Source organism: Roseicyclus sp., assembly GCF_052168335.1.
Taxonomy (GTDB): Bacteria; Pseudomonadota; Alphaproteobacteria; order Rhodobacterales; family Rhodobacteraceae; genus Roseibacterium.
The window spans coordinates 1-10,288 of record NZ_JBQLZP010000638.1 but is presented as its reverse complement, the minus strand read 5'-3'; the positions used below and the strand labels follow the sequence as shown (position 1 = coordinate 10,288).

The following is a 10,288-nucleotide window of genomic DNA, read 5'->3' as shown; positions in this document are numbered from 1 at the left end:
TCCATGAGCGAGTCCCAGAGGCGCTCGCCGTTGATCCTCAGGTTCCGGGCCTGTGCGGCCATGCCTTCCGTCCCCTCGTCTTCTTCAGTTCACGCGCTTCAGCACGTCGCGCAGCGTCCCGAACAGCGTGTCGATATGCGCCTTCTCGATGATCAGCGGCGGAGAGAGCGCGATGATGTCGCCCGTCGTCCGGATCAGCACGTCGTGCTCGTAGGCGTCGAGGAAGCAGGAGAAGGCCCGCTTCGTCGGCTCGCCCGCGATGGGCTCGAGCTCGATCCCGGCGATGAGGCCCATGTTGCGGATGTCGATGACATGCGGGCAGTCGGACAGGCTGTGGACCGCGTCCTCCCAGTAGGACGAGATTTCCGCCGCGCGCTCGAAGAGCCCCTCCTCCTTGTAGGTCTCGAGCGTGGCGAGACCGGCGGCCGAGGCGATCGGGTTGCCCGAGTAGGTGTAGCCGTGGAAGAGCTCGATCATGTGCTCGGGGCCCTGCATGAAGGCGTCGTGGATCTCCTTCGTGGCGAGCACCGCGCCCATCGGGATCACGCCGTTCGTCAGGCCCTTCGCGCAGGTGATCATGTCGGGCATGACATCGAAGAAATCGGCGGCGAAGGGCGTGCCGATCCGCCCGAAGCCGGTGATGACCTCGTCGAAGATCAGGAGGATGCCGTGCTTGCGGGTGATCTCGCGCAACCGCTCGAGGTAGCCCTTGGGCGGCATCAGGACGCCGGTGGAGCCCGCGATGGGCTCGACGATCACGGCGGCAATGGTCTCGGGGCCGTGCAGCGCGACGATGCGCTCGAGCTCGTCCGCAAGCTCCGCCCCATGCTCGGGCTGGCCGCGGGTGAAGGCGTTCTTCGCGGGCAGGTGCGTGTGCGGCAGGTGGTCCACGCCGTTCAACAATGTGCCGAAGAACTTGCGATTGTTGACGATCCCGCCGACCGAGATGCCGCCGAAACCCACCCCGTGATAGCCGCGCTCGCGCCCGATCAGGCGGGTCCGCGTCCCCTGCCCGATGGCGCGCTGGTAGGCGATGGCGATCTTCAGCGCGGTATCGACCGCCTCGGAACCGGAATTGGTGAAGAAGACGTGCTCGAAGGGCTCGGGCGCCATGTCGCGCAGGCGGTTGGCGAGCTCGAAGGCCTTGGGGTGGCCCATCTGGAAGGCGGGCGCATAGTCGAGTTCCGCCGCCTGCTTCTGGATCGCCTCGACGATCTTCGGCCGGTTGTGGCCCGCGTTGCAGCACCAAAGGCCCGCCGTCCCGTCCAGCACCTCGCGCCCGTCCGCGGTCTTGTAGTGCATCCGGTCTGCGGAGACGAACATCCGCGGCGTCTTCTTGAACTGCCGGTTCGCGGTGAAGGGCATCCAGAAGGCCGAAAGGTCGTTCGGCACCGGGTTCGAGCGGTCGAGGGCCATGGGGCTCACCTGTCTTGCGAAACGGTCGCGCGCCGCCGGATCGCGGGTTGGCTGTTTTGACCAATCGGTCAAGATCACGCTAGCAGAGGCGCTGTGCCAGTCAACGGATTGAACGCCTCCCATTGCCCAATCGCAAGGCAAATGATGGCGTTTTCGGCCCCGTTGGCGCAGCTTTGGGCGACCGGCAAAGGGCCGCTTGCCCGATCCCGCGGGCTGATGCCATTGTCTCTCCCATGAATGTCCAGAAGCCGCGCACCCGCATCCAGAAGAAGAACCGGAAGGCCATCCTCGACGCGGCGCTCGACGTGTTCTCGGCGCAGGGTTTCCGCGGCGCGACGCTCGACCAGATCGCGGCGGAGGCGGGGCTGTCCAAGCCGAACCTGCTCTATTACTTCCCCTCGAAGGAGGCGATGCACGTCGCGCTGCTGAGCGCGCTGATGGACACCTGGCTCGACCCCCTGCGCGAGCTCGACGCGGACGGCGACCCGAGGGGCGAGCTCCTGGCCTATGTCCGCCGCAAGCTCCAGATGAGCCGCGACTTCCCGCGCGAATCGCGCCTCTTCGCCAACGAGATCCTGCAGGGCGCCCCCCGCATCGGCGAGGCGTTGGGGACCGAGCTCAAGGACCTCGTGGACGAGAAGGCCGGGGTGATCCGAGGCTGGATCGCGGCGGGACGGATCGCGCCCGTCGACCCCCATCACCTGATCTTCTCGGTCTGGGCGCTGACCCAGCACTACGCCGATTTCGACGTGCAGGTGCGTGCCGTCCTCGGCCCCGAGCGCGAGCCCATCGGCGAGGCGGAGCGCTTCCTCGAGACGCTCTTCGCCCGCCTTCTCGCCCCCTAGCCGAGGCGCAGCGTGCCCTCCGGGCCGATCTCCACCGGCGCGGGGTCCATCACCTCGCCCACGAAGACGCCTTCCGGCCGGTCCGCGAAGCCCATCAGGCGCAGCCCGTCAGGCGTCTTCAGCATCCGCGCGGCGTAGCGCGCGCAGGGCTGCGCGCCGTCGAGGAACGGCATCGGCGCCAGATGCCAGGGACCGCGCGGCCCCGCCCCCACGAGATAGTGCGTGCCGGTGACGGGCCCGCCCGGCGCGGCCTCGGCCGTATCCCGCGCGTGGTGCTGCGCCGCCGTGCAGAAGAGCATGTACCACCGCCCGCCCGCCCCGAAGACCTGCGGCACCTCGAGCTGCCCGAAGCCCCCGGTGAAGACCGGCGGCCGAAGCGTCCATTCCCGCAGGTCCGGCGAGGTGGCGAGCGCGACCGCGCCGCCCGCGTTCGGCTCCTCGATGCCCTTCGCGCGGGCCGTCAGGAACATGAGCCAGCCATCGCCGCCGGGATCGCGCATCACCCAGGGGTCGCGGAAGGCCCGATGCTCCCACCGCGCCTCGTGGAGGTCGGCCTCGTAGTGGCCCGCCGCCTCGCCCGCGATGTCGAGGATGGGCTCGGCCGCGACCCGTCTCCAGTGGTGGAGATCGTCCGAGGTCGCGTGCCCGATCCGCTGCACCAACCCGTCCTCGGCGCGCGATATGCCGGTGTAGAAGAGGTGCCAGCCACCGTCCGCGCGCACCACGGAGCCGGTCCAGATCGCCATGTCGTCGAAGGCCGGCCCCCCGGATGGCGCGAAGCACTCGCCCAGGTGCTCCCACGTCACGAGATCCTCCGACACCGCGTGCCCGACCCGCGCGTTGTGGTGGCGCAGTTCCGGGTCGCCGAGCGACCGGGGCGCCTGCAGGAAGAAGGCGTGCCAGCGCGCCCCGTCATGGGCGTACCAGCTGTCCCAGATCCAGTGCGTCTCGCTCGCGATGACCATGTTCATGCTCCGCCGGTTACGCGCGCGGTCTCTCAGGTGCGGCGCCGGGATGCAAGGGCGCCGCCGCCGGAAGCTGCCCCGGGCCTTTGGGCCGTGCTCCACGCCGACACCGGCGCGCGGCGCCATCCCGCGCGCCTGCCTGGAGGGAACCCGACACGGGGCTTCCCAACTATACGGAGGACGGCGGGCTGCCGGACGGGCCGATCGGCGTCGGCGTCCTGCGGCGCGGCTCGTGCAGCCTGGGCCACGTCTGCCGCTACAGGCCCCTCGGCGCCCGATGCGGCGCGCGCGCACGCGGATCGCCCGCACGGATGGTCACCGAGGCGCGGCGATGGCGCGCTCCATGCACCGATGCACGGAGCGCGCCGGGTTCACTCCGCCGCCTGCGCTGCGGAGGGGTTGTTCGGGTGCGTCGTCCAGTTGGCGTAGTCGTCCGAGACGGTGCGCCCGGTGCGCAGGTCGACGACGCCGGCCTCGAGCCGCTCCATCGTGATGCAGTTCTCGACCGGACAGACGTTGACGCAGAGATTGCAGGCCACGCATTCGGCGTCGATCACCTCGAAGACGCGGTCGGGCGACATGCTGATCGCCTGGTGCGAGGTGTCCTCGCAGGCGGCGTAGCAGCGCCCGCACTTGATGCAGGCGTCCTGGTCGATGCGCGCCTTGGTGACGTAGTTGAGGTTCAGGTACTGCCAGTCGGTGACATTGGGCACCGCGCGCCCGACGAGCTGGTCGAGCGTCATCTCCTTCTCGTCGAGATACTGGGAGAGGCCCGAGATCATCTCCTGCACGATCTTGAACCCGTAGGTCATCGCCGCCGTACACACCTGCACGGTGCCGGCGCCCAGCGCCAGGAACTCGGCCGCGTCGCGCCAGGTGGTCACGCCGCCGATTCCGCTGATCGGCAGGCCGTGCGTCTCGGGATCGCGGGCGATCTCGGCCACCATGTTGAGCGCGATGGGCTTGACCGCCGGGCCGCAATAGCCGCCGTGCGAGCCCTTGCCGTCGATGGAGGGCTCGGGGGAGAAGCTGTCGAGGTTCACGCTCGTGATCGACGAGATCGTGTTGATGAGGCTGACCGCGTCCGCGCCCCCCGCCTTGGCCGCGCGCGCCGGGTAGCGGATGTCGGTGATGTTGGGCGTGAGCTTCACGATCACCGGCATCCTTGTGTTCTGCTTGCACCAGCGGGCGACCATCTCGATGTATTCCGGCACCTGCCCCACGGCCGAACCCATGCCGCGCTCGGACATGCCGTGCGGGCAGCCGAAGTTGAGCTCGATCCCGTCGGCGCCGGTCTCTTCGACGAGGGGCAGGATCGTCTTCCAGCTCTGCTCGTCGCAGGGCACCATGAGCGAGACGACCATGGCGCGGTCGGGCCAGTCGCGCTTGACCTTCTTGATCTCGCGCAGGTTCACCTCGAGCGGGCGGTCGGTGATGAGCTCGATGTTGTTGAGCCCGAGGAGCCGCCGGTCCGCACCCCAGACCGCACCGTAGCGCGGGCCGTTCACGTTCACCACGTGCGGGTCGAGCCCGAGCGTCTTCCAGACGACGCCGCCCCAGCCCGCCTTGAAGGCGCGGACGACGTTGTATTCCTTGTCCGTCGGCGGCGCGGAGGCCAGCCAGAACGGGTTGGGCGACTTGATGCCCAGGAAGTCGGTGGAAAGGTCTGCCATGGTCCTGGTCTCCCCTGTTCGCCTTGTCCGAATTTTCGTACGAAAATTCGCATCCTGCGATTATTCGTACGAATAATCGCGTCAGCCCATCAGCGCCGCGTGGATGTCCTCGGCCGCGTCGCGCCCCTCGGCCACCGCCGTCACCGTCAGGTCCTCGCCGCCCGAAGCGCAGTCGCCGCCCGCCCAGACGCCGGGGACCGAAGTGCGCCCCGCGCCGCTGACCGCGATCTTGCCGCCCGCGAGCTCCAGCCCCTCGGGCGCGCCCTCGAGCGTCTGGCCGATCGCCTTCAGCACCTGGTCGGCGGCGATCTCGAAGGTCTCGCCCGTGCCCGTCAGCGTCCGGCCTTCGGACCGCGTGTATTCCACCCGCACCCCCGTGACCGCGCCATTGCCGAGGATCTCGACGGGCATCGCGTTGAACACGAAGCGCACGCCCTTGGACGCCGCGAGGTCCTGCTCGTAGCGCGAGGCGGGCATCGCCTCGCGCCCGCGCCGGTAGAGGACCGTGACGCTTTCCGCGCCGAGGAGCTTCGACTGCACCGCCGCGTCGATCGCGGTCATGCCCCCGCCGATCACCACGACGTTGCGCCCCACAGGCAGCGTGGCGAGGTCTCCCGCCTGGCGCAGCTCCTCGATGAAGCCGACCGCGTCCACCACGCCCTCGCGCGTCTCGCCATTGGCCCGCAGCGCGTTGACGCCCTGGAGGCCCATGCCGAGGAAGACCGCGTCGAAGCCCTCGCGCAGCTCCGCCAGCGTCAGCCCGGAGCCGAGCGGCCGCCCGGTCTGCAGCGCGATGCCACCGATCTTCATGAGCCAGTCGACCTCCGCCTCGGCGAAGCCGCCCACGGCCTTGTAGTAGGCGATGCCGTATTCGTTGAGGCCGCCGCCCTTGGGCTTCGCCTCGAAGACCGTCACGTCGTGCCCGTGCAGGGCCAGCCTGTGCGCGCAGGCGAGGCCCGCGGGCCCCGCGCCGACGACCGCGACCGTCTTGCCCGTCGGCGCCGCGCGCTCGTAGGGGTGGACGCCCTTCGCCATCAGCGTGTCGGTGGCGTAGCGCTGGAGGCGCCCGATCTCCACCGGCTTGCCCTCCGCCGCCTCGCGCACGCAGGCCTCCTCGCAGAGCGTCTCGGTCGGGCAGACGCGGGCGCACATGCCGCCGAGGATGTTCTGGTCGAAGATGGTCTTCGCCGCCGCCTCCGGCGTGCCGGTCGCGATCTGCCGGATGAAGAGCGGGATGTCGATGGAGGTCGGGCAGGCCGTGATGCAGGGCGCGTCGTGGCAGAAGTAGCAGCGGTCCGCGGCAACCAGCGCCTCGTGGCCGTCGAGCGGGGGATGGAGGTCGGAGAAGTTCGTCTCGAGTTCCGCGCGGTCGAGGCGGGCGGGCGCGATGCCGGGAGTGAAGGGGCTGTTCGTCATGTCGGTCCCTGTCGAATGGCTGGCTCTGTGGGCCGCTGTCTGCCGGGAAGGCTGGCACGGGTCCGGTTTTTTATCAAATGGTAAATTATCGGTTCGGACCCCGCCGGGGCGCGATGCCCGGAAGAGTCCTCGGTTGCCGAAAAAACGGGCACTCCGGGTGGGAACCTGGGCGGAAAGGCCCCATCTGACGAAGGCGCGGGCGGACTTTTCCCCCGCCTGCCTCTGCGATATAGGGCCGGTCAGGTTCCGCAGAGGCAGCGACGAGGGCGAGGCGAGGATGACCGAGAAAACCCATGAAAAGGACGTGGCCTTCATCAGGGCGCTGGCCGAGCTGCTGCGCGAGAACGACCTGACGGAACTGCAGGTCAAGCGCGAATACGGCGAGGACGACTCGCTCAACGTCCGCGTCGCCCGGCAGATGCACGTCGCCTCCGGCCCGGCGACGCAGGTGTTCCACGCGCCGATGCCCTTCGCAGAGACGTCCGCCGCGACCCCTGCCCCCGCGCCCGCCGCGGCCCCCGAGGACCCGGCCCAGCACGCCGGCGCCGTGACCTCGCCCATGGTCGGCACCGTCTACCTCCAGCCCGAGCCCGGCGCGAAGTCCTTCGTCGCGGTCGGCGACAAGGTGGCCGAGGGCCAGACCCTCCTCATCATCGAGGCGATGAAGACGATGAACCAGATCCCGAGCCCGCGGGCCGGGACGGTCAGGCGCATCCTCGTCGAGGACAAGTCCCCCGTCGAATACGGCGCGCCCCTCATGATCATCGAGTGAGGAGCGGGAACATGTTCCGCAAGATCCTCATCGCCAACCGGGGCGAGATCGCGCTCCGCGTCATCCGCGCCGCGCGCGAGATGGGCGTGGCCTCGGTCGCCGTCCATTCCACCGCCGACGCCGACGCGATGCACGTGCGCATGGCCGACGAGGCGATCTGCATCGGCCCGCCCCCCTCCTCCGAGAGCTACCTCAGCATGGCGGCCGTCCTTTCGGCCGCCGAGATCACGGGCGCCGAGGCGATCCATCCCGGCTACGGCTTCCTCAGCGAGAACGCCAACTTCGTGCAGGCGGTCGAGGATCACGGGATCAAGTTCATCGGCCCCTCGGCCGAGCACATCCGCATGATGGGCGACAAGATCACCGCCAAGGAGACGATGCAGAAGCTCGGCGTGCCCTGCGTGCCGGGTTCGGCGGGCGGCGTCGGACATTACGAGACCGCCGAGGCCGTGGCCCGCGACATCGGCTATCCGGTGATCGTGAAGGCGACGGCGGGCGGCGGCGGGCGCGGCATGAAGCTCGCCCGCACCGAGGCCGAACTCGAGACCGCCTTCCGCACCGCGCGCGCCGAGGCCAAGGCCGCCTTCGGCAACGACGAGGTCTATATCGAGAAGTATCTCGGCCGGCCCCGCCACATCGAGGTGCAGGTCTTCGGCGACGGGCGCGGCAACGCCGTCCACCTGGGAGAGCGCGACTGTTCGCTGCAACGACGCCACCAGAAGGTGCTCGAGGAGGCCCCCGGCCCCGCCATCGACCCCGAGACGCGCGCCCGCATCGGCGAGACCTGCGCCCGCGCCGTGGCCGAGATCGGCTACGAGGGCGCTGGCACGATCGAGTTCCTCTACGAGGACGGCGAATTCTACTTCATCGAGATGAACACCCGCCTCCAGGTGGAGCATCCGGTGACGGAGGCGGTCTTCGGCGTCGATCTCGTGCGCGAGCAGATCCAGGTCGCGGCGGGGATGCCCATGTCCTTCCGGCAGGAGGATCTGAGGGTCAACGGCCACGCCATCGAGGTCAGGATAAACGCCGAGAAGCTGCCGAACTTCTCGCCCTCGCCGGGCCGGATCACGCAGTACCACGCGCCGGGCGGCCTCGGCATCCGCATGGACAGCGCGCTCTACGACGGCTACCGCATCCCGCCCTATTACGACAGCCTGATCGCCAAGCTGATCGTCCACGGCCGCGACCGGCCCGAGGCGCTGGCGCGGCTCCGGCGGGCGCTGGGGGAGCTGATCGTGGACGGGGTGGACAGCACCGTGCCGCTCTTCCACGCGCTCCTGCAGGAGCCGGACATCCAGTCGGGCGACTACACGATCCACTGGCTCGAGGCATGGCTCGCCCGCAACATGGGCTGACATTAGCCGGGCAGCGGACGAATTCTTCACGGACGGCAGGTGAAATGCTGCGCCTGCGTCCTAACTGTCCCTCATGGCCCACGACATGTATCGCCCGGCACCGCCCCCGCTCAGCCCCTCGCTGATGCTCCGGGCCTACGCCGCAGGCATTTTCCCCATGTCCGAGGGCGCGAACGACCCCGCCCTCTTCTGGGTCGACCCGCAGCGGCGCGGCATCTTCCCGCTCGACGGGTTCCACGTCTCGCGCTCGCTGGCGCGGCGCATCCGGCAGGGCGGCTTCGAGGTTCGGGTCAACTCGGATTTCGCCGGCACCGTGGCGGCCTGCGCCGACCGCGATCCGACCTGGATCAACGCGGACATCTACCGCTGCTACATGTCGCTGCATTCCATGGGCCGGGCCCACTCGGTCGAGGTCTGGCAGGACGGCGAACTCGCCGGGGGCGTCTTCGGGATCGTGCTGGGCGGGGCTTGGTTCGGCGAATCCATGTTCTCGCGGCGCACCGACGCCTCGAAGATCGCGCTCGCCTGGCTCATCGCGCGCCTGAACTACGGCGGGTTCCGCCTCTTCGACACGCAATTCGTGACCGAGCACCTGCAAAGCCTCGGCGCCGTGGAGATCTCGCGCACCCGCTACCGCGAGGCGCTGCGCGACGCGCTCGAGGCGCGGGGGGATTTCCTGGCGATGCCCGTGGGCCTGCCCGCTCAGGACGTGCTCGCGCACCTCAGCACCCAGACGTCGTAACGCGGGTGCTCGAGCGCGCTGAGCGCGGGCGAGGAGGCGACCATCCAGCCGTCGAACAGCGTGTTGCCCCCGGTGTCCAGCACCTCGACATGGGCGAAGGCGTCCGAGGCCGGGTTCTCGGCGGGATACCGGCATTCCGGCACATGGATCGCGATGCGCCCGAAGAGCACCGTCTGCCCCACCGCCAGCTCGATGTCCGTCGGACGGCCGAGCATCCGGTCGAGCGCGCGCAGCGTGATCCGGTCGCCCTGCCGCGTGGCGGGCTGGCTGACGGAGGTGACGGGCCCCGAGACGCCGGGGAAGGTCTCGAGCCGCACGCCGCTCTGGCCGCGCGGGTTGGTCTCGAGCATCACGCCGCTGTCGGTGCCGGGCAGGATCACGCCCGACCCGCCGAGGCCCGACCCGCCGAGCCCCGACCCGTCCAGCCAGGGCGGATCGAGCGAATCCCCGCCCGCGTTCGGGTCGGCGGGCGCCTGGCCCGGCAGGGGCGGCAGCGTCGATTCCTCGAAGTTGTCGAAGGTCTGCGCCGCGGCCACGGCAGGCAGCGCCGCTAGGACGGCGACGAGGGCGAGGCGGCGCAGCGTCACGAGCCTTCATCCCCGGTGACGAAGCGCATCAGGAGCGTGATGAGGCTGACCGAGCTCTGCGTGTCGTAGATCTCGGCGCCCGGCTCCAGCACGAAGGGCGAGCCGCCGGGGATGATCTCGACGAAGGTGCCGCCGAGAAGGCCCTCGGAGGAGATGGCGATCGCGGAATCGTCGGGGATCTCGAGGCCGTCGGCCACCGTGAAGGTCGTGTCGGCGCGGAAGGTCTCGGGGTTGAGGGACATGCCCGTGACCGACCCGATGCGCACGCCCGCCATCCGCACCTCGGTCCCGAGGCTCACGCCCTCGGCCGAGCGGAAAGAGGCCGTCAGTTCGTAGCCGCCGCCGCCCCGCAGGCTGCTGCCCGAGGTCGAGGAGGCGTAGACGAAGAAGCCCACCGCGACCGCCAGGACCGCCGCGCCCACGAGGATCTCCGCGATTGTGTCGTCACGCTCGGCCATCGGGCCTCCCTCGGCGCGGGCGCGCTCAGTCCGGGGTCCAGGCGTCGTAGTCCTGC

General features: G+C 69.7%; 10 protein-coding genes. 4 read left to right on the top strand and 6 right to left on the bottom strand.

Annotated features, from left to right (window positions below; genetic code table 11):
* Positions 1 to 84: 84 nt before the first annotated feature.
* Positions 85 to 1,416 carry an aspartate aminotransferase family protein gene (locus tag ACTS11_RS19565; protein WP_442641962.1) on the bottom strand — a complete coding sequence of 444 codons (1,332 nt, stop codon included), beginning with the start codon at positions 1,414 to 1,416 and terminating at the stop codon, positions 85 to 87.
* A 233-nt stretch (positions 1,417 to 1,649) separates the two neighbouring features.
* Here ACTS11_RS19565 and ACTS11_RS19560 point away from each other — a divergent pair, with 233 nt between their 5' ends.
* A complete protein-coding gene (locus tag ACTS11_RS19560) occupies positions 1,650 to 2,261 on the top strand; it encodes a TetR family transcriptional regulator C-terminal domain-containing protein (RefSeq protein WP_442641961.1) in 612 nt (203 codons plus the stop codon).
* Here the strand turns inward: ACTS11_RS19560 and ACTS11_RS19555 are convergent.
* The 3 genes from ACTS11_RS19555 to ACTS11_RS19545 all read right to left on the bottom strand — a co-directional run bounded on the left by ACTS11_RS19555 (position 2,258) and on the right by ACTS11_RS19545 (position 6,315).
* On the bottom strand, positions 2,258 to 3,226 hold the full coding sequence (locus ACTS11_RS19555) for a levansucrase (RefSeq protein ID WP_442641960.1): 969 nt from the start codon (positions 3,224 to 3,226) through the stop codon (positions 2,258 to 2,260). The two genes, ACTS11_RS19560 and ACTS11_RS19555, sit on opposite strands and share 4 nt — an antisense overlap.
* 371 nt (positions 3,227 to 3,597) lie before the next feature.
* Positions 3,598 to 4,899: an NAD-dependent dihydropyrimidine dehydrogenase subunit PreA gene (gene preA / locus ACTS11_RS19550; protein ID WP_442641959.1), complete on the bottom strand. Its 1,302-nt coding sequence runs from the start codon at positions 4,897 to 4,899 to the stop codon at positions 3,598 to 3,600.
* 81 nt (positions 4,900 to 4,980) lie between these two features.
* Positions 4,981 to 6,315 carry an NAD(P)-dependent oxidoreductase gene (locus tag ACTS11_RS19545; RefSeq protein WP_442641958.1) on the bottom strand — a complete coding sequence of 445 codons (1,335 nt, stop codon included), beginning with the start codon at positions 6,313 to 6,315 and terminating at the stop codon, positions 4,981 to 4,983.
* Between the two features lie 277 nt (positions 6,316 to 6,592).
* On the opposite strand from ACTS11_RS19545, the gene accB reads away from it, so the two are divergent.
* The 3 genes from accB (at position 6,593) to aat (ending at position 9,187) form a co-directional block, all read left to right on the top strand.
* Positions 6,593 to 7,087, top strand: coding sequence for an acetyl-CoA carboxylase biotin carboxyl carrier protein (accB, locus tag ACTS11_RS19540; protein WP_442641957.1), 495 nt, complete (start codon positions 6,593 to 6,595; stop codon positions 7,085 to 7,087).
* 11 nt (positions 7,088 to 7,098) lie between these two features.
* Positions 7,099 to 8,445 carry an acetyl-CoA carboxylase biotin carboxylase subunit gene (accC, locus tag ACTS11_RS19535; RefSeq protein ID WP_442641956.1) on the top strand — a complete coding sequence of 449 codons (1,347 nt, stop codon included), beginning with the start codon at positions 7,099 to 7,101 and terminating at the stop codon, positions 8,443 to 8,445.
* A gap of 73 nt (positions 8,446 to 8,518) precedes the next feature.
* Positions 8,519 to 9,187: a leucyl/phenylalanyl-tRNA--protein transferase gene (aat, locus tag ACTS11_RS19530; protein ID WP_442641955.1), complete on the top strand. Its 669-nt coding sequence runs from the start codon at positions 8,519 to 8,521 to the stop codon at positions 9,185 to 9,187.
* Here aat and ACTS11_RS19525 read toward each other — a convergent pair.
* Both ACTS11_RS19525 and mlaD read right to left on the bottom strand, forming a co-directional pair.
* Complete coding sequence (locus tag ACTS11_RS19525; protein WP_442641954.1) at positions 9,148 to 9,774, bottom strand: DUF2155 domain-containing protein; 627 nt, start codon at positions 9,772 to 9,774, stop codon at positions 9,148 to 9,150. The two genes, aat and ACTS11_RS19525, sit on opposite strands and share 40 nt — an antisense overlap.
* The gene (mlaD, locus tag ACTS11_RS19520; RefSeq protein ID WP_442641953.1) at positions 9,771 to 10,232 is read right to left on the bottom strand and encodes an outer membrane lipid asymmetry maintenance protein MlaD; all 462 of its coding nucleotides are present in this window, start codon (positions 10,230 to 10,232) and stop codon (positions 9,771 to 9,773) included. The genes ACTS11_RS19525 and mlaD overlap by 4 nt, the downstream gene beginning before the upstream one ends.
* Positions 10,233 to 10,288 lie beyond the last annotated feature (56 nt).

Bases quoted from the DNA above. Each gene is read 5' to 3' on its own strand.
- ACTS11_RS19565 (WP_442641962.1), bottom strand. From the start codon at position 1,416: ATGGCCCTCGACCGCTCGAACCCGGTGCCGAACGACCTTTCGGCCTTC.
- ACTS11_RS19560 (WP_442641961.1), top strand. From the start codon at position 1,650: ATGAATGTCCAGAAGCCGCGCACCCGCATCCAGAAGAAGAACCGGAAG.
- ACTS11_RS19555 (WP_442641960.1), bottom strand. From the start codon at position 3,226: ATGGTCATCGCGAGCGAGACGCACTGGATCTGGGACAGCTGGTACGCC.
- preA (WP_442641959.1), bottom strand. From the start codon at position 4,899: ATGGCAGACCTTTCCACCGACTTCCTGGGCATCAAGTCGCCCAACCCG.
- ACTS11_RS19545 (WP_442641958.1), bottom strand. From the start codon at position 6,315: ATGACGAACAGCCCCTTCACTCCCGGCATCGCGCCCGCCCGCCTCGAC.
- accB (WP_442641957.1), top strand. From the start codon at position 6,593: ATGACCGAGAAAACCCATGAAAAGGACGTGGCCTTCATCAGGGCGCTG.
- accC (WP_442641956.1), top strand. From the start codon at position 7,099: ATGTTCCGCAAGATCCTCATCGCCAACCGGGGCGAGATCGCGCTCCGC.
- aat (WP_442641955.1), top strand. From the start codon at position 8,519: ATGGCCCACGACATGTATCGCCCGGCACCGCCCCCGCTCAGCCCCTCG.
- mlaD (WP_442641953.1), bottom strand. From the start codon at position 10,232: ATGGCCGAGCGTGACGACACAATCGCGGAGATCCTCGTGGGCGCGGCG.